Origin of the sequence: Nocardia sp. NPDC050630, from assembly GCF_044457245.1 — a bacterium.
Lineage (GTDB): Bacteria > Actinomycetota > Actinomycetes > Mycobacteriales > Mycobacteriaceae > Nocardia.
The window spans coordinates 460369-481931 of the sequence record NZ_JBITGN010000002.1 but is presented as its reverse complement, the minus strand read 5'-3'; the positions used below and the strand labels follow the sequence as shown (position 1 = coordinate 481931).

Annotated in this window: 23 protein-coding genes; 10 read left to right on the top strand and 13 right to left on the bottom strand. The window is 63.9% G+C overall.

Translation table 11 applies throughout. The annotated features are described in order from the left end of the window. Positions 1 to 34 precede the first annotated feature (34 nt). The 5 genes from dnaB to rpsF all read right to left on the bottom strand — a co-directional run bounded on the left by dnaB (position 35) and on the right by rpsF (position 4275). Entirely contained in the window at positions 35 to 1774 is a 1740-nt protein-coding gene (gene dnaB, locus ACIBG0_RS09650; protein ID WP_397031230.1) for a replicative DNA helicase, read from the bottom strand. Between the two features lie 780 nt (positions 1775 to 2554). After that, positions 2555 to 3007, bottom strand: coding sequence for a 50S ribosomal protein L9 (gene rplI / locus ACIBG0_RS09645; RefSeq protein ID WP_397030928.1), 453 nt, complete (start codon positions 3005 to 3007; stop codon positions 2555 to 2557). A gap of 16 nt (positions 3008 to 3023) precedes the next feature. Next, on the bottom strand, positions 3024 to 3275 hold the full coding sequence (rpsR, locus tag ACIBG0_RS09640) for a 30S ribosomal protein S18 (RefSeq protein ID WP_040697505.1): 252 nt from the start codon (positions 3273 to 3275) through the stop codon (positions 3024 to 3026). 88 nt (positions 3276 to 3363) lie between these two features. After that, positions 3364 to 3903, bottom strand: a complete 540-nt coding sequence (locus tag ACIBG0_RS09635; RefSeq protein WP_397030926.1) for a single-stranded DNA-binding protein — start codon at positions 3901 to 3903, stop codon at positions 3364 to 3366. An 84-nt stretch (positions 3904 to 3987) separates the two neighbouring features. Next, positions 3988 to 4275, bottom strand: coding sequence for a 30S ribosomal protein S6 (gene rpsF / locus ACIBG0_RS09630; RefSeq protein WP_040697500.1), 288 nt, complete (start codon positions 4273 to 4275; stop codon positions 3988 to 3990). A gap of 179 nt (positions 4276 to 4454) precedes the next feature. On the opposite strand from rpsF, the gene ACIBG0_RS09625 reads away from it, so the two are divergent. Continuing rightward, entirely contained in the window at positions 4455 to 5846 is a 1392-nt protein-coding gene (locus ACIBG0_RS09625) for a hypothetical protein (protein WP_397030924.1), read from the top strand. Positions 5847 to 5932: 86 nt separating this feature from the next. Here the strand turns inward: ACIBG0_RS09625 and ACIBG0_RS09620 are convergent, their stop codons facing one another. After that, complete coding sequence (locus ACIBG0_RS09620) at positions 5933 to 6469, bottom strand: CGNR zinc finger domain-containing protein (protein WP_397030922.1); 537 nt, start codon at positions 6467 to 6469, stop codon at positions 5933 to 5935. A 90-nt stretch (positions 6470 to 6559) separates the two neighbouring features. Between ACIBG0_RS09620 and ACIBG0_RS09615 the strand changes: the two genes are divergently transcribed. Then, entirely contained in the window at positions 6560 to 7477 is a 918-nt protein-coding gene (locus ACIBG0_RS09615; RefSeq protein ID WP_397030920.1) for a DMT family transporter, read from the top strand. A 72-nt stretch (positions 7478 to 7549) separates the two neighbouring features. On the opposite strand, the gene ACIBG0_RS09610 is transcribed toward ACIBG0_RS09615, so the two are convergent. Then, positions 7550 to 8659: a DUF475 domain-containing protein gene (locus ACIBG0_RS09610; protein WP_397030918.1), complete on the bottom strand. Its 1110-nt coding sequence runs from the start codon at positions 8657 to 8659 to the stop codon at positions 7550 to 7552. A 209-nt stretch (positions 8660 to 8868) separates the two neighbouring features. Continuing rightward, positions 8869 to 9444 (bottom strand): TerD family protein, encoded by a 576-nt coding sequence (locus ACIBG0_RS09605; protein ID WP_397030917.1) that lies wholly within the window; start codon positions 9442 to 9444, stop codon positions 8869 to 8871. A 144-nt stretch (positions 9445 to 9588) separates the two neighbouring features. Here ACIBG0_RS09605 and ACIBG0_RS09600 point away from each other — a divergent pair, with 144 nt between their 5' ends. The 7 genes from ACIBG0_RS09600 to ACIBG0_RS09570 all read left to right on the top strand — a co-directional run bounded on the left by ACIBG0_RS09600 (position 9589) and on the right by ACIBG0_RS09570 (position 17139). Beyond that, entirely contained in the window at positions 9589 to 10806 is a 1218-nt protein-coding gene (locus ACIBG0_RS09600; RefSeq protein ID WP_397030915.1) for a hypothetical protein, read from the top strand. Positions 10807 to 10855: 49 nt separating this feature from the next. Continuing rightward, a complete protein-coding gene (locus ACIBG0_RS09595) occupies positions 10856 to 12067 on the top strand; it encodes an HpcH/HpaI aldolase/citrate lyase family protein (RefSeq protein ID WP_397030913.1) in 1212 nt (403 codons plus the stop codon). Next, the gene (locus ACIBG0_RS09590) at positions 12064 to 13854 is read left to right on the top strand and encodes a phosphoribosyltransferase domain-containing protein (protein ID WP_397030912.1); all 1791 of its coding nucleotides are present in this window, start codon (positions 12064 to 12066) and stop codon (positions 13852 to 13854) included. Before ACIBG0_RS09595 ends, ACIBG0_RS09590 begins: the two co-directional genes overlap by 4 nt. Before the next feature lie 50 nt (positions 13855 to 13904). After that, the gene (locus ACIBG0_RS09585) at positions 13905 to 15014 is read left to right on the top strand and encodes a cysteine protease StiP family protein (RefSeq protein ID WP_397031228.1); all 1110 of its coding nucleotides are present in this window, start codon (positions 13905 to 13907) and stop codon (positions 15012 to 15014) included. Beyond that, positions 15014 to 15856 (top strand): HAD family hydrolase, encoded by an 843-nt coding sequence (locus ACIBG0_RS09580; RefSeq protein ID WP_397030911.1) that lies wholly within the window; start codon positions 15014 to 15016, stop codon positions 15854 to 15856. The genes ACIBG0_RS09585 and ACIBG0_RS09580 overlap by 1 nt, the downstream gene beginning before the upstream one ends. 66 nt (positions 15857 to 15922) lie before the next feature. After that, on the top strand, positions 15923 to 16279 hold the full coding sequence (locus tag ACIBG0_RS09575) for a MerR family transcriptional regulator (protein ID WP_397030909.1): 357 nt from the start codon (positions 15923 to 15925) through the stop codon (positions 16277 to 16279). Continuing rightward, complete coding sequence (locus tag ACIBG0_RS09570) at positions 16276 to 17139, top strand: LLM class F420-dependent oxidoreductase (RefSeq protein ID WP_397030907.1); 864 nt, start codon at positions 16276 to 16278, stop codon at positions 17137 to 17139. Before ACIBG0_RS09575 ends, ACIBG0_RS09570 begins: the two co-directional genes overlap by 4 nt. Before the next feature lie 68 nt (positions 17140 to 17207). On the opposite strand, the gene ACIBG0_RS09565 is transcribed toward ACIBG0_RS09570, so the two are convergent. From ACIBG0_RS09565 to ACIBG0_RS09545, 5 genes are read right to left on the bottom strand one after another with little or no spacing between them, the layout of a single operon-like run. Next, complete coding sequence (locus ACIBG0_RS09565; RefSeq protein WP_397030905.1) at positions 17208 to 17621, bottom strand: PIN domain-containing protein; 414 nt, start codon at positions 17619 to 17621, stop codon at positions 17208 to 17210. Continuing rightward, positions 17606 to 17860 (bottom strand): type II toxin-antitoxin system Phd/YefM family antitoxin, encoded by a 255-nt coding sequence (locus ACIBG0_RS09560; protein WP_397030903.1) that lies wholly within the window; start codon positions 17858 to 17860, stop codon positions 17606 to 17608. Before ACIBG0_RS09560 ends, ACIBG0_RS09565 begins: the two co-directional genes overlap by 16 nt. 27 nt (positions 17861 to 17887) lie before the next feature. Next, the gene (locus tag ACIBG0_RS09555; protein WP_397030901.1) at positions 17888 to 18655 is read right to left on the bottom strand and encodes an AIM24 family protein; all 768 of its coding nucleotides are present in this window, start codon (positions 18653 to 18655) and stop codon (positions 17888 to 17890) included. A 3-nt stretch (positions 18656 to 18658) separates the two neighbouring features. Next, the gene (locus ACIBG0_RS09550) at positions 18659 to 19357 is read right to left on the bottom strand and encodes an AIM24 family protein (RefSeq protein ID WP_397030899.1); all 699 of its coding nucleotides are present in this window, start codon (positions 19355 to 19357) and stop codon (positions 18659 to 18661) included. A 10-nt stretch (positions 19358 to 19367) separates the two neighbouring features. Beyond that, positions 19368 to 19991, bottom strand: a complete 624-nt coding sequence (locus tag ACIBG0_RS09545; RefSeq protein ID WP_062981783.1) for an AIM24 family protein — start codon at positions 19989 to 19991, stop codon at positions 19368 to 19370. A 183-nt stretch (positions 19992 to 20174) separates the two neighbouring features. Between ACIBG0_RS09545 and ACIBG0_RS09540 the strand changes: the two genes are divergently transcribed. Next, the gene (locus tag ACIBG0_RS09540) at positions 20175 to 21554 is read left to right on the top strand and encodes a TerD family protein (RefSeq protein ID WP_397030898.1); all 1380 of its coding nucleotides are present in this window, start codon (positions 20175 to 20177) and stop codon (positions 21552 to 21554) included. The last annotated feature ends 9 nt before the right edge of the window (positions 21555 to 21563 follow it).

Sequence of the window (21563 nt, the reverse complement as noted above, 5' to 3'; positions counted from 1 at the left end):
AATCAAGCTCACCCAACCGAGAAAGCTGTCCCACCTAGCCGCGGGCCATATCCACGAACCGACTCAAATGCAGTTGGTGCGCAACGGTAATCGTGGCAGTCGGACCATTACGATGCTTACCGACTATCAAATCGGCCTCACCACCGCGCGGATCATCGCGCTCGAATGCGTCGGGGCGGTGCAAAAGAATCACCATGTCCGCATCTTGTTCAAGCGAACCAGATTCACGCAGGTCGGAGACCATGGGGCGCTTATCGGTTCGCTGTTCGGGACCACGGTTGAGCTGACTGATCGCGATTACCGGGACCTCGAGTTCCTTGGCGAGGAGTTTCAGGTTTCGCGAGAAATCCGAGACTTCCTGCTGTCGTGATTCGACTTTTTTACCCGAGGTCATCAGCTGGAGGTAGTCCACCACAACGAGTTTCAGATCATGGCGTTGCTTCAACCGCCGCGCCTTGGCGCGAATCTCCATCATGGTGAGGTTCGGTGAGTCGTCGACGAACAGTGGCGCTTCGCTGATCTCACTCATTCGCCGCGCCAGCTTTGTCCAGTCGTCATCACTCATCCGACCGGATCGCATATCGCCGAGCTTGATCTTCGCCTCGGCGGAGAGCAGGCGCATCACGATCTCCGTGCGGCTCATCTCCAGCGAGAAGATAACGCTCGCGAGGCCGTGCTTGATCGAGCAGCTGCGCATGAAGTCCATGCCGAGCGTCGAATTGTGTGTCGGCAGCATGGTCGGGCCAGCCAAGTACAGGTGTTCCGCGTTGTCGACCTCGACGCAGCGCACCGCCACGCTATCGATCTTGCGCGCGTCCACGATGTGTCGGGGGCCCGATCGGGCGGTGCCCGGCACCGCATGGTTCAGGCTGCCGTCGAGACCGTACAGGGTATGGACGATCTCGCCGGTCGTGCGGACGGCCACGCGATTGCCCTCGTGTAGGTCGGATTCGGTGAGCCATTGGTGTTGTTCGTCCGCGACGATCACGGTCCCGTCGGAGAATTCGACCTCGTAGCAGGGCCGGTCGGTCATGACTTCGGTGGCGGCCAGGACGCAAGTGGGGCGGCCTTGGGCGTCGAGGAGATAGTCGCCTGCGCGGACCTCGCCCATGGTGGTCCACCCAGATGGCGTGGGCAGGGGGGTGTCGAGGGCCAGAGCCTTGCCGACGCCGGGGCGGGCGGCGACGATGATCATTTGGCCGGGGTGCAGGCCGTTGGTGAGTTCGTCGAGTTCGGTGAAGCCGGTGGGGACGCCGAGGGAGATGCCGCCGCGCGATGCGATGGAGTCGATTTCGTCCATCGTCGGCTGCAGGAGTTCCTCGAGCGGAAGGAAGTCTTCGGTGGTGCGGCGTTCGGTGACCTCGTAGACCTCGGCCTGGGCGCGGTCGACGACCTCGGCGATGTCCTGGCCGTCGGCACCCGCGTAGCCGTATTGGACGATGCGGGTGCCCGCTTCGACAAGGCGGCGCAGAATCGCCTTCTCGGCAACGATTTCGGCGTAGTAGCCCGCATTGGCGGCGGTGGGGACGGTCTGGGTGAGGGTGACCAGATAAGGCGGGCCGCCGATGCGCTTGAGTTCGCCACGTCGGTCCAGACCCGCGGCGACGGTGACCGGGTCGGCGGGTTCGCCGCGGCCGTAGAGATCGAGGATGGTGTCGTAGACCGCTTGGTGGGCCGGGCGGTAGAAATCGCCGGGGCGCAGCACTTCGACGACGTCGGCGATCGCATCCTTGCTCAGGAGCATGCCGCCGAGCACGGACTGTTCGGCCGCCATATCGTGCGGGGGCTGTCTGCCGAAGTCCTCACCGGGCGGTTCGGGCGGATAGTCCGTATGCCCGCGGTCATCGGTGGTGGTCACCAGACTCGACCGTCCTCTCTCGCCACTCGCAGGCCGCTCGAAAACGCCTATCCGCCGACCCTATTGATCACTCGTTGTACTCCCGGGCTACGACACATTCGGCAGCGCACCGCGGTTTAGCGACCTCACTACAGGTGCCTCACCTGCGGTTCCAGCAAACCGCCGCGGCAGGTGCCGAATCATGCCGTTCCGGGTGGTGCGCGCATGATGTTGCGACGAACCTAGGCGACGCGATGGGCAGTCACCAAACCGCAATGTGCACACACCTGTGGATAAGTTGGGGACTGTTTACCTGGTGTTGTGCACCCCCTGTGTACAACTTGGGGAAAACCCAGGTCACCTCGTTCAAACACGCTGATAGATATCGATTTCTCAAGCTTTCCACGTGTGGATGAATGAAGTGTCGGCGTGTCGGTCTAGATGAACAGCCGGGCGTGTTGGGGGTAAACAGCACGTGCGATAGATATGGCGTAGATCACATCGAGTCCGGTTGGTTTTCTCGGCGATCCACAAGTCGAATAACCGGTGGTAGAGCCGATAGCAGTCGGTTGCCGAGAATGGTCCAGATCACCGCTCGGGTATCTCGCAAATATTTGGCTATTTCCCGAACGGCGCTGCTCACCCGCACATCGGATCGATGCCGCGCAGCCGAAGGCCACCCTTATGCCGAAGCACAAGAGTGGCCTTCGAATGAACTCAGTTCGCGGCGACCTGCAGGTCGAACTTCGCGACCACATCGGGGTGCAGGTGCACCACGACGTTGTGCTTGCCGACCGTCTTGATGTGCGACTTCGGCAGCTCGATGCTGCGCTTGTCGACGATCGGACCACCGGCCGACTTGATCGCGGCGGCGACGTCGGACTGGGTGACCGAACCGAAGAGTTTGCCGGTGCCAGCGGTCTTGACCGACAGCGAAACCGCCGCCAAGCCCTCGATGGCCTGCTTCAGCTCGTTGGCGTGATCCAGGTCGCGCACCTTGCGCGCGTCCTGAGCCCGACGGATGCCCTCGACCTGCTTCTGTGCGCCCCGGGTGGCAACGATCGCCATACCGCGCGGCAGCAGGTAGTTGCGGCCGTAGCCGTCCTTGACCTCCACGGTGTCACCGGGGGCACCGAGGTTGTCCACATCAGCAGTAAGAATCAACTTCATTGCGATGTCTCCCTTCTCAGCGAGCCGTCGACACGTAGGGCAGCAGGGCCACCTCGCGCGAGTTCTTCACGGCAACGGCGACGTCGCGCTGGTGCTGCACGCAGTTGCCGGTGACCCGGCGAGCGCGGATCTTGCCGCGATCACTGACGTACTTCCGCAGCAGGGCGGTGTCCTTGTAATCGATATTGACGGTGCCGGACTTGGCTTCCTTGCAGAAGGTGCAAGCCTTCTTCTTCAGCACCTTTTCGCGCGCGGGCGCTTTAGGCATGGTTACTCCGTAATCAATGATGGGCTGATTGTTTCGAGCGACATGCAAGCAGTCGCTACGGCAACATTCAGGCCGATGTGAGCCGTTCTCAGAACGGCGGTTCGTCGTCTACGCGGCCGCCCCCGAAGGAGCCTGCCGCGGGTGCGCTGCCCCACGGGTCGTCGTCGGCGCCGGAACGGCTGCCGCCACCACCACCGGCCGGAGCGAAGTTGCCCCCGCCACCACTGGAACCGGATCCGAAGCCGCCGCCGCCCCCGCCGCCGCGGCTGGCCTTGGCGACCTTCGCGGTGGCGTAGCGCAGCGAGGGACCGACCTCGTCGACCTCGAGCTCCACGACTGTGCGCTTCTCACCCTCGCGGGTTTCGTAGGAGCGCTGCTTCAGTCGTCCGCTCACGATCACACGGGCGCCTCGGGTCAGGCTTTCGGCGACATTCTCCGCAGCTTCACGCCAGATGTTGCAGCGCAGGAAAAGCGCTTCGCCGTCTTTCCATTCGTTCGAATTACGGTCGAACACGCGGGGAGTCGATGCGACGGTGAAATTCGCCACCGCAGCGCCCGCGGGCGTGAATCGAAGTTCGGGATCGGCCGTCAAGTTTCCGATGACGGTGATGACCGTGTCGCCTGCCATGTGGTTCCTCCTGCTCGGTATGCAGTCCGCAGTGCACTCGCTTTTGCGCTAGAGCCTAGAGACAGGCACCGACGCAATCGAGAGTCACTTGCCGTGGCGCAGAACCTTGGTGCGCAGCACCGACTCGTTGAGACCCAGCTGGCGGTCGAGCTCGCTCACCGTGGCGGGCTCGGCGGTCAGATCGACCACGGCGTAAATGCCTTCGGCCTGCTTGGCGATCTCGTAGGCGAGCCGGCGGCGGCCCCAGATGTCGACCTTGTCGACCTTGCCGCCATCGGTCTTGACGACGCTCAGCATGTTGTCCAGCGATGGACCAACAGTGCGCTCGTCCAGGCTCGGATCGAGGATAACCATCACTTCGTAATGACGCACGGACCAATCACCTCCTGTGGACTAGGAAACGGCCACGGACGGTCCGTGGCAGGAGGGTCGTTGCGTCAGCAACCCGACAAGGCTACATGAACGCCTGCTGAGCAGCGAAATCTCCCCCTCGATTACCGGAGGCGGGGGAGCGCGGGCGTTGTCTGCGTCGGCCACCTAGGCTGGTCGTCATGCCGACCGGACTGGCCGCCAGCGACTCGATCGCGGGCCGCGTGCAGCGCAGCACAGCGCTGGCCGCGGCGGTGGTGTTGCTGTGCGGGCTCACGCTGGCGCTCGCCTATGCGAACAAGGCGCGGTGCGCGGGTGCGCCGTTCGCCGAGAACGGTCGCAGTGCGATCTTCGATGTGATCAAGGATTCGGATGTCTGTTATTCCGATATCCAATTCCTCTGGCTAGGTCGCGATATCGATCAGCACGTATTTCCGTATCTCGATGGCGGCATTACCGATGACGGCACGCTGACCGGTGGCGCGGTCGAATATCCGGTGCTCAGCGGTGTGCTGATGTGGCTCGGCGCGGTCGGCGCCGATAACGACGCGGAATTCCTGCTGCATTCGGCATTGCTGTTGGCGCCGTTCGCTTTGTTGACCGCCTGGCTGCTGGTCCGGCTGGCGGGGCGGGCGGCGCTGCTGTGGGCGGCCGGGCCGCCGCTGGTGCTCTACGCATTCCACAACTGGGAGCTACCGGTGGTCTGCATGGCGGTCGCCGCGGTGTACGTGGTGACCGCCCTGACCCGATATTCATTGCGTACCAGGGGAATTCTGGCCGCTGTGCTGCTCGGTATCGGGTTCTGTCTCAAGCTGTACCCGGGCATTTTCGTGCTGCCGCTGCTCGCTTATGTGCTCACCGGTGGTCAACGCGAGATGGATGATCCGACGCCGACCCGGTTCGATGTGCGTGGTGCGCTGCTGACCGCGACCGCGGCCGTCGGCACAGTGGTTGTGGTGAATCTGCCGTTCGCGCTCGCCGGTTACGACGGCTGGCGCGCATCGATCACCTTTCAGCAATTGCGCCAGGCCGATATCACCACCAATTCCATTTGGTACTGGGGGCTTCGGCAGCTGTTCGGTCAGGACGCCGATGGCGAGAGCGCATTTCAGCACGCGGTGTCCATCGCGTCGCCGACGTTGGTGCTGACCTCCTTCGTACTGGCGATGTGGTTGGGCTGGAAGCGATTCACGATGACCGGCACCTTTCCGTGGATCGGGGTCAGCGGCGCGATGCTGTGCGGATTCCTGCTGTTCCACAAGGTGCATTCGCCGCAATACACGCTGTGGTTGGTGCCGTTCATGGTCTTACTCGAGGTGCCATGGGCGGCGATCGGTGCCTATCTGATCGCTGATGCGGCGATCGGGATCGGCGTATTCCGGTATTTCTATTCGATCGGATCCGGCAACTCGGTGGATTCGATGGAGAACGTCGTGCAATTCGGCGTATGGGGACGAGCCGCGCTGTTGCTGGTGTTCTTCTTCCTGTTCGTGCGTGCGCGACCGCGCGGAACCCGACTCGTGCCCCCGCCGATACCGCGGTTCGCCCCCGGCAGCCTCGTCCCGGTCGCCTAGTACATCACCGCTGCACTGGTGCTGACCGCCTGTGCGGATGCAGAGTCGATGGTCGCGGTCGAAGTGACGATCGGCGATCAGCCGGATCAATCGGTACGTCTGGCACGGAATGCCGCGCTCTTGGCGCGGTTGCCGCAGATGGTCATATCGCACCAGCGTCGCGACTTCCCACGTGAGGTATCGAGATACAGCCGAGTGCACTCGTCGCGCCCGCATTCCTTGATCAACCCCCGCTCCGGCCCGCCGAGCATTTCGATCGCGGACCGGGCGATCGCGGCCAGTGCCGCATCCGGACCGCCGTGGCGCGTGATCGTAGCGTCGGATCGCAATGTCAGCCGGGGCAAGTCTCGGCTCGCCAGCTCGTTGACGATCTCGCGGTCCACATCCGCGAACGGTTCGCGGTGGACCGTCGCCGAGGCCAGTCGGTAGGCGGCCTCGCGCAGGCGCACGGCGAGGTCGAGTGTCGCGGCATCGCAGTGCGGGGCGGTGTCGAGGAGGTCGGCGGCGAGTAGCCACTCGTCCAGATCCGCCGCGGTGGTGAGCAAGTCGTCGAATGTCGTGGCACGGGCCTTGACCGTGCCTGCGAAGTCCAGGGCGAGGTTGCCGCTCACGAAGGTGAACACCCTTTCATAGTAACCGCCTTGACAGGTTACTTAATTCAATGCGACGGTAGTAACCGCCTTGAGTGGTTATTCGGTGATCGAGGAGAGCACGTGAACTTGGACCCGCTGTTTCGAGCGACCGGCAAACCATCCCTGGCGGCGGGCATGCAACCACTGTTCGTCGTACTGTGGAGCAGTGCCTTCATCGCCGGAGTCATCGGCGTCGGCGCGGCACCGCCGATGATGGTGCTGTTCGCGCGCTTCGGCATCGCCGCGGTACTGCTCGCGGTGTACGCCAGCGTGATTGGCGCGAGTTGGCCGAGCGCGGCCCAACTCAAGCATGTCATTATCGCGGGTCTGCTGATGCAGATCGTGCAGTTCGGTGCGTTCTACACCGCGATGAGCCTGCACGTCTCGGCCGCCATCATTGCACTGGTGCAGGGACTCAATCCGGTCGTCATCGCTTTGCTGGCCGGGTTCATCGGCGAAACCGTCACCGCGCGACAGTGGTTCGGTTTCGGCATCGGTGGTGTCGGCGTCGGCTTGGCCGTACTCGACCAGTCGAGCATGTCACTGGTCGGTCTGCTGCTGTGCGTGGTCGGCTTGCTCGGCCTCAGTGTCGGCACAATTTATCAGAAACGGTTTGTGCCGCAGGTCGATTCGCGCGCCAGCACCGCCATTCACATGGCCGTGAGCGCACCCGTCGCTGGCATATTGGCTTGGGGCACCGGCCAATTGCATATCTGGGATGCGGCGCGGTTCGCGCAATCGCTCACCTGGATGGTGCTGGTCAATTCGATGGTCGCATTCCTATTGTTGAATGCGATGCTGAAGCGTTGGGCGGCAACCCGAGTCGGGCGTTTATTCTTCGCAACGCCCGCGGTCACGGCCGTGCTGGCCTGGCTGTTCATCGATCAGCCGCTGCGGCCGCTGGCCGCCGCCGGACTCGGTGTCGGACTGATCGGTATGGTGTTTGCCGCGCGTCGCCCGACGCTTATCGAGCAGCGACAGCCCGTGCTCGTACGTTGAGTCGCCCCAGTTGTCAAAAAAGAGAAGCGGCAGCGGCCGGATGCCGCTGCCGCTCGAGTTCTCCGCCGGAAGTCAGGCCACCGGGGTGGCCTCTCGCGCACTTTCCACTTCGTCGGTGTCCTCGCGCCGATTCCGGATGATGCTGGTAATGAACGCCGCGCCGATGAACGCCACGCCGACGAGGCCGGTGACGATCTCATTGATGTGCACGCCGATCGAGAAGAACAGGATGACCGCCAGCGCGCCGATCGCCCAGTGCGCGCCGTGCTCCAGGTACACGTACTCCGACAGCGTGCCCTTGCGCACCAGGTACACGGTGATCGAACGGACGAACATGGCGCCGATCAGACCGAGGCCGAGCGCGATGATGATCGGGTCGGAGGTGATGGCGAAGGCGCCGATGACACCGTCGAAGGAGAACGACGCGTCGAGCACCTCGAGGTACAGGAACAGGAAGAACGCCGCCTTGCCCGCGGCCTTGACCAGCTGCGACGGTCCGCCGTCCGCGGATTCCTCGAACTCCTCGGTGTGGAACAGCGAACCGAGACCGTCGACCACGATGTAAGTGATCATGCCGAGCAGACCGGCGACCAGGACGGTGGCGCGCTCTTCGTCACCAGCGATCAATTCCGCGGTGAGCACCAGGCCGACGCTCGCGACGACGACCGAGAGCATGTCCAGCTTGCCGAGCTGGGCCAGCGGCTTCTCCAACCAGGACAGCCAGGTGGTCTCGCGTTCCTCGAAGATGAAGTTCAGGAACAGCAGCAGCAGGAACATGCCGCCGAATGCGGCGATCTGCGGATGTGCGTCGGTGAGCAGCTTCTCGTAGCTGGGGCTGCCGTCCGCGAAGACCAGCGCGTCATCAGCGGGCGGGTTCAGTGCCAGGTCGAACGCCTTCACCGGGTTCAGGCCCGCGGTGATCCAGACGATCGCCAACGGGAAGACCAGCCGCATGCCGAATACGGCGATGATCACGCCGACGGTGAGGAAGATCCGCTGCCAGAACTCGTTCATCCGCTCGAGCACGGTGGCGTTGATAACCGCATTGTCGAACGACAGCGAGACCTCGAGGACGCCGAGGATGGCGGCCAAGGCCAGCGCGGTCGGCCCGCCATAGAGGAATGCCACGAGCAGTGATATCACCGTGACAACGATGGACATGCCGAATATGCGCAAGACCACGCGGAGACCCTTTCCGTGCGGCGGTCGAATGTCTGTCCGAGCGCGCCTTTGCCGATGTAACCCGAGGGCCGAACCAACCCGCGGTCGCGATGATGGTTCCAGCGTGGCCGCGGAACCGTCGATTGTCCAACGGAGCGGCGAGGCGAATCGTTCCGCGGACATGCGTACAGGGGGCCCGTCGCCGAGCCCCCTGTACAGATAAGTACGTCTTAGACGTTCACGCCGTAGTCACGGGCGATACCCGCCAGGCCCGAGGCGTAGCCCTGGCCGATGGCGCGGAACTTCCACTCGGCGCCGTTGCGGTACAGCTCGCCGAAGACCATGGCCGTCTCGGTCGAGGCGTCCTCGGACAGGTCGTAGCGGGCCAGCTCGGTGCCGTTGGCCTGGTCGACAACGCGGATGTAGGCGTTGCGCACCTGGCCGAAGGACTGCTGACGGGTGTCCGCGTCGTAGATCGAGACCGGGAAGAAGATGCTCTCGATGTTCGGCGGAGTGTTGGCCAGGTCGACCTTGATCACCTCGTCATCGCCTTCGCCCTCACCGGTCAGGTTGTCGCCGAGGTGCTCGATGGAGCCCTCGGGCGACTTGAGGTTGTTGAAGAAGATGAAGTGCTTGTCGGACACGACCTTCTTGTCCCCACCGGTCGCGATCGCACTGGCATCCAGATCGAAGTCGGTGCCGGTGGTCGTACGAATATCCCACCCGAGCCCGACGGAGACAGCGGTAAGGTTCGGCGCCGCCTTCGTCAACGAGACATTGCCGCCCTTGGACAAACTGACACCCATGCGGGGTTCCCTTTCAATAGACGTCTGTGGTTCCCAGCATTGTCCGAATCGCCGGGTACGCCTTACGACAGTAGTAGGTTTCGGCAATCTTGCGTAGGAACTGCTGCATCCCCGGCGAACCGGTCCACCGCCTAACATCGGGGCGTGGCAGGCCGTAGGCGCGGATGGTTCCGTTCGTCCGGGAACAATGAATGGATTGCACAGGCGCGGTCCGCACTGGCGGCCGCGTTCCTGGATATGGATCAGCGCCAGAGTGCGGCCGAGACTGCGGTGTACGCCTGCGAACAGGTCTTCCCGGAGCGACGGATGAGCGCGAAATGGGAATCCGTGCGCAGCAGATGCTATGACGCCGCGGACGCATATCTGACGTTCACCGAGGAACTGGATAACGCAGAGCGCGACGACACGCCGATGCCGCAGGGCCAGCCGCGGGTGGACACCCTGGTGCGGCAGTTGACCGACGCGGCCCGGGCGGTCGACGAGTTCTATCGCGGTAATCAGCCTCAGCTCGAAAATGCCGTCGCGGTGCTCGGCACGGTGCCGCAATTCGCGCGGCAGGTGAAGATCGCGGCGGCGGGTGTGCGCAGGCAGGCCGCCGAATCCGAATACGCTGGCTACCCCTCGGTGCGCCAGCATGCGGCGGCGGTTGATGAGGCGCTGCTCACACTAGAGGCGCTCGGTTCCGAGGTGCCCGCCGTGCGTATCCGGGAAGCCGCCAGCCGCCTGGAATCGGAGACGAAAGTGCTGGCAGAAGCATTGGCGCAGGCGCCATCTCGGGCCGCGGCGGCGGCCAATGCGATTACCTCGGTGGCCACCAGATTGTCCGCGGTGCGCACCCGCGGCGAGCGGGTGGCTCCGGCCTACTCGGAGATGCTGCGCGAATTCAATGCTGCGAGTTCGGCGGATCTGGCTAACAATGGGCCGGAAAGCATGAAGGCCATCGATGCCGCGGATGCCGCCCTGGTGCGGGCGCGTGCGGCGGCGGCCGAAAACAATCCGGAGTCTGCACTTGATCTGACCACATCCGCACGGGGATACCTCACCGAGGCCGAACATCTGATCGACGCCGTCATCAAACGGCTGACATTGCTGCGCGAGGTCCGTGAGAATCCGCAAGAGAAGGCCAAGGCCGTACGATTTCGGCTGCGGGACGCACAAATGCTCGCGGTGAGCCGCGGGCTCGTCGGCGAATGGGGATCTGTGCTCGACGCACAGGTGGAGCGGATCGATCGAATCACCGAAAACCTGTCGGGGCGTCATCCCGACTACTGGGCCTATGTGGCCGAATTGGATACCGTCGCGGAGTTCGTAGCCGGGGTAGTGGATCGAATGAGAAAGCAAGCAGGACCACGACGAGAATGAGGCCAGAGTTTATGCGGCCACCGCCATCAGGGATGAGGACAGCGAAGCGATGACCGCGAGCATCGTCGTCCAGCAACGGGTTTCCCTGCGAAAGCAATTGCCGCTGCGCCATTTTCGCCAGCTGCACGGCCCGGAGGCGCGGCGCCTGTTCCATAGACAACCGGAACCGTTCGGCGAAGATGCCGATCGGGAAATTCTGGCGTTCGCGCTCGGCGCCACGCTGTATGCGCCGGCGACCCGCGCCGACCTCGCGCCGACGATAAGCAAGCGAGCCGCCCGCGGTGTGTGCTCGATGGTCATCGACCTAGAGGACGCCGTCGCCGACCACGAGGTGGAATTCGCCAAACGACAGACCGTCGAGACGCTGAATCTACTTGCCGACAGCCAGGATCCGAATCCGCTGCTGTTCGTCCGGGTCCGCGATGCCGACACCGTGACCGAAATCGTCGAACAGCTCGGTACCGGTGCGATGGCACTGACTGGCTTCGTCTTTCCGAAATTCGACAGTGCGAGCGGTCCGAAGTATCTCGCCGCGCTCGAGGCGGCCGCCGAACGGTTGAACAGGCCGGTGTACGGCATGCCCGTGCTCGAATCGCCCGCGCTGGTGCATCGCCAGACCCGGGATCAGGAGCTGACCCAGATCGCGGCGCTGTTGGGCGAGTATCGGGAGCGGATACTCGCGGTACGCATCGGTGCGACGGATATGTGCTCGACCTTCGGTATTCGGCGTGACCGGGATCTGACCATCTACGACGTGCGGGTGGTCGCGGATGTCATCGCCGATATCGTGAATTACCTGGGGCGTTCCGACGGTACGGGTTTCGTGATCACCGGGCCGGTCTGGGAATACTTCGCCGACCACGAGCGGATGTTCCGGCCGCTGCTGCGTACCGCGCCGTTCGAGGAGTCCGATGCGGTGCCGTTCCGGCGCTATCTGGTCAGTCGCGATCTGGACGGGCTACTACGGGAGATCACGCTCGACCGGGCCAATGGGATCCAGGGCAAGACGGTCATTCATCCGTCGCATGTCGCGGCCGTGCACGCGCTATCGGTGGTGACCCATGAGGAGTATTCGGATGCGCTCGACATTCTGCAGGTCGATGTCGGCGGGGTGGCGGCGTCCGGATATCGGAACAAGATGAACGAGATGCGGCCGCATCGCAGTTGGGCACGTCAGACGCTGCTGCGGGCGCGGGTTTTCGGTGTCGCGAATAAGGGTGTTTCGTTCGTGGATTTATTGACAGCGTTGGTAACTGAATGAATATCGACCCCTGGGCGACAACGAATTTGGGTATCGAGTTGCGGCACGAGCGCTCGCATGGGGGCGGCTCGGTTGACGTGCTGCCCGCCGAATTGCCCATCGCCACCTTGATTCAGCCGGGGTTGCGGCGTAATCCACGGCGCGCGCACCTGCTGGTTTCGACGGTTCTGGGGAAACATCTGCCGACGGATCCGCGGGTTGTGCTCGGTGCGGGCAATCGACTGGGCGATCTGGTGCGTGACGTGCTGGCTGATCGCGAGGCGGTGGTGCTCGGTTTCGCCGAGACCGCAACGGGTTTGGGACATTGTGTGGCCGCGCGGATCGGCGCCGGATGCTATTTGCATTCGACCCGTCGCGAGGTGCCCGATGCGACCACTCTGACCGGCTTCGAGGAGGGCCATTCGCACGCCACCTCGCATCTGCTGCAGCCCGCACCCGCCGATATCTTCGTCAACGATCTGCCGCTGGTACTCGTCGACGACGAGATCTCCACCGGTGATACGGCGATCGATGCGGTTCGGGCATTGCACGCGTTTTCCCCGCGCGCGCACTATGTGCTTGCGTCGCTGGTGGATATGCGGACCGAGGGCGACCGGGCGCGGTTCGAGGCGGCGGCCGAGAAGTTGGGTGCGCGGATCGACACGGTGTGTCTGGCTTCCGGACGTACGTTGCTGCCGCAGGATCTGGTCGAGACGGTGTCATCCATGCCGGATCCGGCGTTGAATCCCACCGCAGCGCAACGCGGTTCATTCGACCGTATCGAGTTACCTTGGCCTGCTTCGGTTCCCGAAGGTGGTCGGCACGGCATTTTGCGTTCCGATACCGATGCGTTCGAGGCGGCGCTGCTGCGTGCCGCCGAGGCGTTGCGGGTTCGGCTCGCCGATGATTTCGCCGGTCGCCCCGCGATTGTGCTCGGGCACGAAGAGCTGATGTATCTGCCGTTGCGGTTGGCGGCCGAACTTGCCGATTCCGGCATTCCGACGCGGTTTCAGACGACGACTCGCTCGCCCGCGTATGTGCTGGATGAGCCCGGGTATCCGCTGCGGCGCGGGTTTCGGTTCACCGCGCCCGAAGCCGGTGAGGCGGAACCGCGTTATCTGTACAACGCGCACTGGATCGAGGATGCGCTTTCCGAACTTGCGGCGCTGGGCGAGACCGTGGCGCGGAGTGAGGGCGTTGCGCGGAGTGAGGGCGTTGCGCGGAGTGAGGGCGTGGCACTGGGTGGCGGCGTTGCGCTGGATCAGGGCGTGGGGCTGAACGATGGCGTGGAGCTGGGCGATGGGGTGGCGCTGGGTGAGGGCGTTGCGCTGGGTGGCGGCGCTGTGCTGGGCGACGGCGTTGCGCTGGATCAGGGCGTGGGGCTGAACGATGGCGTTGAGCTGGGCGATGGGGTGGCGCTAGGTGAGGGCATTGCGCTGGATCAGGGCGTGGGGCTGAACGATGGCGTGGAGCTGGGCGATGGGGTGGAGCTGGGCTATGGGGTGGCGCTAGGTGAGGGTGTTGCGCTGGGTGAGGGTGTTGCGCTGGGTACGGGCTCTGCGCTGAGTGAGGGCGCTGTGGATAGTCCCGGGCTGGCCGGGGCCGTTGGTGTGCGGTCGGTCCGCGTCGAGCCGGTGCTGGTTGTCGTCATAGATGCACCTGCCGACACCGATGAACTGCGTGCCGAAGGCGGGCTGATCGATGTGCTGACGGCATCCGGTGACGATGTCGTACTTGCGGTGCTTCCAGGTGCGGATCCGCGGGTTTTGCGCGCGGAACGAACCGATCCCGAACAGAGGGTGTTATGAGGTCGAACGCTGTGCCGGAACCGAATGTCTCACCGCAATCCGCCTTGGACCTGCCCGTTCCATTGCACGGACCGGCCTTCGGATCGTATGCGGCCGAGGAGGTTTCCTGGCTGCTGAAGGATCTGTCCGAGGTCGACCTCGAGGCCGATGTGGCCGAGCGGGAACGTCGGATCCAGTCCGGTGCCGCGCATTATGCGGAATCGCTGCCGATCGAATATCAGCCCGATGCCACATATCGTTCGCTGTTCGACGAGGTATTGGCCGAAAGTGCCGAGCGGCTCGCGCTCGCCGTTGCGACGGTATCTGAACTCGTTGTCGCCGAACGCGGTACCGATATCGTGCTGGTTTCACTGGCGCGAGCGGGTACGCCGATCGGAATTCTCATGCGCCGCTGGCTGCGGTCTCGCAGTCTCGAGGTGCCGCACTATGCGGTGTCCATCGTGCGCGATCGCGGTATCGACGCGGTCGCACTGGACTATCTTGCCCGCCACCATGATCCGGCCTCGGTGGTGTTCGTCGACGGCTGGACCGGTAAAGGTGCCATTACTCGGGAACTCACCGAAGCGCTGGACGCCTACCACGCCATGGGCGGCGCCCGCTTCAATGACGAGCTCGCCGTGCTCGCCGACCCGGGACATTGCGTGCGCACCTACGGCACTAGAGACGATTTCCTGATTGCCTCTGCCTGCCTGAATTCGACAGTGTCGGGGCTGATTTCGCGCACGGTGCTCAATGACACGCTGATCGGTCCCGGCGATTTCCACGGTGCGAAGTTCTACCGCGAACTGGCGGCCGACGATGTTTCCGGTCGCCTGCTCGACACCGTGAGCGCCGCCTTCGACACGATCCGGGATCGCGTGCCCGCCGAACTGGCCGCCGTGCTCGCCGAGGACCGGACACCGACCTGGGTCGGCTGGGCCTCGGTCGACAAGGTGCGGGAGGAATACGGCGTAGCCAGCGTGAATTTCGTGAAACCCGGTGTCGGCGAGACGACTCGGGTGTTGCTGCGGCGGCTGCCGTGGCGGGTGCTGGTTCGTGCGGCGGACGCACCGGAGCACGCGCATATCCGTCTGCTCGCCGCGGCCCGCGGTGTTCCGGTCGAGGTCGTAGCGGACTTGGCCTATTCGTGCATGGGATTGATCAAGGACGTACAGCAATAATGCATTTGCGAAAACTACGAAGACGCGCTCTGATCGCCACCGATCTGGACCGAACGATGATCTACTCGCGCAACGCTTTCCACGCCACGTCCGACGTGCCGATGGTGTGTGTGGAACACCTCGAGGGCGCGCCGCTGTCGTTCATGACCACCACTGCCGCCCTGCGTATGCAGACCCTGACCGAACCCGCCGCCGTCATACCCACCACCACTCGGACCATCAAGCAGTTCGAACGTATCCAATTGCCCGGCGCACCCTGGCGATATGCGATCACGAGCAATGGCGGGAACATCTTGGTCGACGGTGTGCCGGATATGCGCTGGCGCATCGATATCGACGCGCAGGTGCGGGCGAGTGGCGCGACATTGTCGGAGGTGAATACCGAACTGCGTGCGCGGATCGACGATTCCTGGGTCACCAAATTCCGGGTCGCCGATCATCTGTTCACCTACCTGGTGGTGAAGCCCAAGGAAGTACCCAATGGCTTCCTCGCCGAATGGGATGCGTGGTGCCGTCCGCGCGGCTGGTCCGTTTCCCAGCAGGGACGCAAGATCTACACGATGCCCCTGGCCGTCTGTAAGAGTCATGCGGTGCGGGAAGTCCGCCGTCGCCTGGTCGAAAACGGTGAACTCACCGATGCGGCCATGACTCTCGCCGCAGGTGACGGCGCCCTGGACGCCGAAATGCTGCGCACCGCGGATTCGGCCATCCGTCCGCGCCACGGCGAACTCGAACAACTCAACTGGACCCACCCCAACCTGACCATCACCCGCGCCTCCGGAATTCTCGCGGGCGAGGAAATCATCAACTGGTTCATCAAGGCCGCACCGGAAGCCGCCTAGCCGATCCTTGCCTTGACACCGGCGACAAGGTTTAGCGTTGTCCCGACGGGTTGTGAAGGAGGTCGAATGCTGATCGGTGAGCTGGCCGAGCGGGTCGGGACGAGTACCAGGACGCTGCGCTACTACGAGGAGCACGGCTTGGTGCGGGCGCGGCGCTGCACCAATGGGTATCGCGTCTATGACGAGTCGGAACTGCAGGTCGTCCACAAGATCCGGAGACTGCTCGACGTGGGCTTCGATCTCGACGATATCCGCCCGTTCGTCGCGTGCATTCGTGCCGGAAATACCTCAGGGGATGTCTGCCCGGATTCGGTGGCGACATTGCGGCGCAAACTCGACGAAGTCGAGGCCGCCATCGATCGGTTGCATGCGGTGCGAGCGCAACTGCGCGACCAGCTCGACGCGGCGGCGGTGTCCCGATGAAATTCGGAATCAATTACAGCACACCGTATTACGGTAGCGATCCGGACCGGCTGACGGCGTTCGCGCAACACGCCGAGGCATGCGGGTTCGAGTCGATCTACCTGCCGGATCATATCGCGCTGTATCCAGGTGCGGTGGTCGGCGAGTACGAAATGCCACCGACACTGCCGTTTCCCGATCCGCTCGATTGTCTGAGTTTCGTCGCCGCGGCAACGGACCGGATCCTGTTGGGCACCGGTGTGCTGCTGCTGCCCTATCGGCATCCGGTGGTACTCGCCAAGCGGCTGGCGACCATCGATGTGCTGTCCAAGGGACGAATGCGTTTGCTGACAGTCGGACTCGGCACCTTGCCGGGGGAGGCCGCTGCGGTGGGGGTGGACTTCGCATCCCGTGGTCGTCGAACCGAAGAGGCGATCGATGTGCTGCGCCTGCTGTGGGGCGGCGGTGCGGATGGTGTCGACTTCCACGGCGAATTCTTTTCGTTCGACAAGCTGTGCGTATACCCGAAACCCCATGGTGGGGACCAATTGCCGATCCATATCGGCGGATCGAGTCGGGCGGCGGCGCGGCGGGTGGGACGACGCGGCGATGGCTACTTCCCGGGCGGGATGCTGATGCCCGCCGAACGTGCGCACCAGTGGGATCTGGCGAAGTCCACCGCCGTTGCGGCGGGCCGAGATCCGGCCACACTGGAATACACCCGATGGGGATCGATCGATATGCCGCAGGATCGGGTCGACGGATTCGCCGCGCAAGGCGTGACCCGGATCATTGTCGGCGCTACCGCCACTGACCAGGCCGTGCAGTTCGACGAAATGTCGGCGTTCGCGGAGCGTTTCGGGCTGGCCGCGACCTCCTGATGGTGAAACCAGCACGGGGCGGTCGAAGCATGGATTATCGGCCGGTTGTCGCTCGCGGTCGGCGGTCGTCAGCGTGTCGGCATGTACACAAGGCAGTTCACGCCTGGCAGGGTGCCGAGGTCTGCCTTCGCGTCTGTGGTGACGACGGTGCGGGTCGTCGTTGCCGCCGTGGCGGCGATTATGAGATCGTGAGCTCCCCGTGGCCTGCCTGTGCGCCGTACGTGCGCCATCAGCCGGGCGTGCTCCCGAGCCACATCTAGGGTGTGGTCCTCGATCGGCGTGGCGGCGAGGAAAGCATCGACGAACGACTTGCGGGCGCCTTGACGCGGGGCGTTCGCCAGCTCGACTCCCAGGTATAGCTCTGAAGCCGTGATCATGGCGATCGCGACGTCATCGTCGGCTTGTAGCACTTGTGACAGATCGAGTCTCTTCCGTTCAGCCGCGATTACCACGCCCGTGTCGAGGATCAGTCGTCGTCCCACTCGGCGCTCACTCCATCGGTAAGGGTGCCACGGGCGCTCTCTACATCATCGCCAAAGCCTTCGAGGGGCTCGTGTTCAGCGAAGAACGCGATCAGGTCGGCGCCGTTGGTCCGTGACGCGGGCGCGAGCATGGCGATACGGCGGCCGCCCCGGGTAATCGAGATGGTCTCGCCATGTTCGGCTTGATCCAGCACCGCAGACAAGTTGCGTGCAACCTCGGTCGCGGTCATCACCTTCATAGAATCAGATTATCAGATTCCATGGGATCAGTAAGTTTGCTGTTGAGCACTCAATTGCTGGGCGATGATACCCTGCAATCGCTGTAGGCCGCCGACGGTCACACCGCTCTGCAATTGCCCCTCGATGGTGCGGACCAGCGCGGAATCGCTGAGGATCTTCTCACTGGACTGGATGAGAACCGTTCCGGCACCGGTGAAGTCGAACTGGCGCTCCTCACCGGAGTTCACCCCGAACCGCGCCGCACCGGCGGCCAGGAAGCTGGAGACCCAGCGCTGGTCGTAGTGGTGGCTGGGGGAAGGGCAATCCGCCCAGCCGACAAGGGCCTCCGGATCGACGCGCAGCGGCGGTTCGGCGAACATGACCGGGCCATTGGAGGAGGCAAGGAATTTGCCGGTGCCGATGAGGGTCAGAAATCCCGGGACGATGGACTGATTAAGTGACAGTCCGGGCTCGAAGGCGAGCAGATTCGCGGCGCGGATGGTCAGGTTGCCGTTGTCTTCGAGGTCATAGGAATTGATGTCGTAACCGCGGTCGCCGATGATCAGCTTGCCGTGGCCCTCCGCGATCACATAGTCGCCGGTGAACAGCGGTGCGGAGAACTGCTGCGAGACCATCTGGAGCAGCCCGCCCTGCAATCCGTGGGTGAGCATCTGGAACCGCATATCGCCGTAGTAGGCGATCATCGCGCCCTTGCGCATGAACCACGGCTTGTTGAGGTCGATGCAGTAGGCGTAGCTGTTGCCCGGAAGATTGTCGCTCTCACCGAGATTCAGCGGATTCAAGATATCGGTCATGGTTCACAACTTCTCTTCCGAGGCCTGCACGTAAACGACACCCTGTCCGACGCAATGCAATTGCATCGCCTCACCGGAACCGCGACCCACCGCATCGCGCCAGCTCAACGCCGTCTTCAACTCGGTCTGCACATTGCCGTAAGCGGCTACGAAGGCCTGCGGGTCCACCACGATCGGATTCGGCCCGCCCACCGGCAACTCCAGGAATCCGCCATGTGCCAGCAGCACCGCCGCGCCCTGTCCGGACAGCTGCGTGGTGAACATGCCCTGACCGGTCAGCGCACCACTGGCCGCGCCGCGCAACGCACCCATCAGCCCGCCGCCGCCACCACCGCCGCCCGAACTCATCACCGACACAATCGAACTCTGCAGCGCGGCGGTATTGGCCAGCAGCCGCGAGGCCTCCACGCGCAGCACCGCGCCCGGCTGCATCTGCACCACATGTACTTCCAGCCCGGCGAACCCGTAGTGCACCTCGCCATTACCGGTGGCCAACATGGTGCGCTCGTGCTCACCGGCCATCATCCGACCCGCCATCCGCATAATGCCGCCACCGCCCATGCCGGGTGCGGCTCCTGGAATCTGATGCGGCGCAAAGGAAATATCGCCGGTGTAGAACAGCATCGCGCCGTTGCGCGCGACCACACCGCCCGCCATCCCGACGTTGACCTTGACGACCTTGCCGTTGACCTTCTCGAACATCGCTGGCCCCTTACCGTTCCGCCGGTTGGATCAACACCAGGCCCTGACCGTCGAAGCGCAGCGAGAACGCCTCACCCGCGTCCTGGCCGACGAAGGTGCGCCACGAAACATCGGTCACGAACGACTGATTGAGATTGCCGCGGCAGGCCACGAAGGCATCCGGATCCACGATCAGCGGATACTGCGGCGAAACCTCCAGATGGATCAGCGGACCGCCCGCCGAGAGCAGTGCCACCTGTCCCTGTCCGGTCACCGTGGTGGTGAACAGACCAGCACCCGAGGACGCACCGCGCAGACCGGCGAAACGCACGTCGGTGCGCAGGTTTCCGGCGAAGCACAGCAACTGCTGCGATTCGACCTGCAGGGTCTCGTTATTCAGATTCACCACGGTCACGTGCTGACCGTTGACCGCGAAGAAGACCCGGCCGTTGCCGCTGCATTCCATCAGTGACAGTTTCTCGCCGGTGGCGCGGCGCTTGAGCCCGGCGAGTACGCCGTCGCCGCCGCCGAAACCGGCCGATTTGAACTGCACATTTCCTTCGTAGGCGACCATCGAACCGGAAATCGCCCGGATACTCGATCCGGCGAGGTGTGCCTCGATCACCTTTTTCGATTGCTCGAACAGTTGCGCCATAGGGAGTTTGCCTGCTGTCTGGTAGGGGAACACGGGTATATCGCCCGCCATTCCGACCGCGTTTCGCCACCCTAACCGATCTTGGAGTACCCGTACGGGCCACGGCGAGGAGTTACTTCGGATCGTGTGCGGCACGTTTCTCGTAGAGTGGCACCGTACGCACCGACAAGCGAAGGGTCGAACTTGTCCGCAACACTCGCCAAGGGTCAGAATGGCCCGCTGGCCACCAATGACGTGGTGATCTCCGTCCAGCTGACCGCACCCGCGGATCTTTCCGCGCTATTGGTCACCGAGTCGGGGAAGGTCCGCTCCGATGCGGACTTCGTCTTCTTCAATCAGCCCAATGGCCCCGGGGTGAACCTACAGCCCGCGCCGGCCGGGCAGCCTGCGTCACTGGCGGTCTCGCTGAATGCGGTGCCCGCGGATATCGCGCAGATCCGCGCGGTGATCACCCTGGACGATGCGACCAGCAATTTCGGCCGGTTTCCCGCGCCGACCGCGATCGTGTCGGATTCGGCGGGTAATCAGCTGTACGAGTACCGCATCGACGGTTTGAACACCGAGTCGATCGTGATCGCGCTCGAGCTGTACCGGCGGCAGAGTGAGTGGAAAGTGCGCGCGGTCGGCCAGGGCTACGCGGGTGGTTTCGCGGCGCTGGTCACAGATCACGGTGTCACCGTCGACGAGTCTCCGGCCGCGACGCAGGTCCCGCCGCCTCCGTCCTACCAGCCCGCCCAGCCGGGACCGGGCTACCCGCCCCAGCCCGCGTATCCGACGCAGCAGCAACCGCAGTACCCGCCGACACAGCAGGGCTATCCGCAGGGCGGGCCCGGCTATCCGCCGCCCGGTCAAGGTTATCCGCCGCCGCCCGGACCCGGTGGTTACCCGCCGCCAGCTCAGCCCGGACCGGGCCAGGGCTATCCGCCGCCTGCCCAGCCCGCCGCGCAGCAGCAGCCGCCCAGCGAGGTCAGCCTGAGCAAGGATCGTCCGGTCAGCCTGGTCAAGGGCCAGCGGGTCACCCTGCGCAAGGAGGGCGGCACCGCACTGACCTTCGTGAAGATGGGTCTGGGCTGGGATCCGGTGCGCAGCCGCGGCATGTTCGGTAACCGGACCGTCGATATCGATCTCGACGCGTCGGTGGTGATGTTCGCCGATATGAACGTGGTGGATGTCGCCTACTACGGCCAGCTGACCTCCAAGGACGGCTCGGTTCGGCACCAGGGGGACAACCTCACCGGTGAGGGCGAGGGTGACGACGAGGTGATCCTGGTCGACCTGACCCGCATCCCGGCGCATGTCAGCACCCTGGTGTTCATCGTGACCTCCTATAAGGGTCACACCTTCGAACAAGTCCAGAATGCGTTCTGCCGCTTGGTCGATGGCGCAAACAACGGCGAGCTGGCCAGGTACACCATGGCAGGCGGTATGCCGTTCACCGCGATGGCGATGGCGAAGCTGTTCCGGGTCGGCAACGATTGGAAGTTGCAGGCGCTCGGCGAGGGCTTCCAGGCCAAGCATCCCGGTGAGGCGGTGCCACAGCTGGGCCGATTCCTGGGTAATTGAGCGATAACT

Bases quoted from the DNA above. Each gene is read 5' to 3' on its own strand.
- dnaB (WP_397031230.1), bottom strand. From the start codon at position 1,774: ATGGCGGCCGAACAGTCCGTGCTCGGCGGCATGCTCCTGAGCAAGGAT.
- rplI (WP_397030928.1), bottom strand. From the start codon at position 3,007: ATGAAGTTGATTCTTACTGCTGATGTGGACAACCTCGGTGCCCCCGGT.
- rpsR (WP_040697505.1), bottom strand. From the start codon at position 3,275: ATGCCTAAAGCGCCCGCGCGCGAAAAGGTGCTGAAGAAGAAGGCTTGC.
- ACIBG0_RS09635 (WP_397030926.1), bottom strand. From the start codon at position 3,903: ATGGCAGGCGACACGGTCATCACCGTCATCGGAAACTTGACGGCCGAT.
- ACIBG0_RS09625 (WP_397030924.1), top strand. From the start codon at position 4,455: ATGCCGACCGGACTGGCCGCCAGCGACTCGATCGCGGGCCGCGTGCAG.
- ACIBG0_RS09605 (WP_397030917.1), bottom strand. From the start codon at position 9,444: ATGGGTGTCAGTTTGTCCAAGGGCGGCAATGTCTCGTTGACGAAGGCG.
- ACIBG0_RS09595 (WP_397030913.1), top strand. From the start codon at position 10,856: ATGACCGCGAGCATCGTCGTCCAGCAACGGGTTTCCCTGCGAAAGCAA.
- ACIBG0_RS09590 (WP_397030912.1), top strand. From the start codon at position 12,064: ATGAATATCGACCCCTGGGCGACAACGAATTTGGGTATCGAGTTGCGG.
- ACIBG0_RS09580 (WP_397030911.1), top strand. From the start codon at position 15,014: ATGCATTTGCGAAAACTACGAAGACGCGCTCTGATCGCCACCGATCTG.
- ACIBG0_RS09575 (WP_397030909.1), top strand. From the start codon at position 15,923: ATGCTGATCGGTGAGCTGGCCGAGCGGGTCGGGACGAGTACCAGGACG.
- ACIBG0_RS09570 (WP_397030907.1), top strand. From the start codon at position 16,276: ATGAAATTCGGAATCAATTACAGCACACCGTATTACGGTAGCGATCCG.
- ACIBG0_RS09560 (WP_397030903.1), bottom strand. From the start codon at position 17,860: ATGAAGGTGATGACCGCGACCGAGGTTGCACGCAACTTGTCTGCGGTG.
- ACIBG0_RS09555 (WP_397030901.1), bottom strand. From the start codon at position 18,655: ATGACCGATATCTTGAATCCGCTGAATCTCGGTGAGAGCGACAATCTT.
- ACIBG0_RS09550 (WP_397030899.1), bottom strand. From the start codon at position 19,357: ATGTTCGAGAAGGTCAACGGCAAGGTCGTCAAGGTCAACGTCGGGATG.
- ACIBG0_RS09545 (WP_062981783.1), bottom strand. From the start codon at position 19,991: ATGGCGCAACTGTTCGAGCAATCGAAAAAGGTGATCGAGGCACACCTC.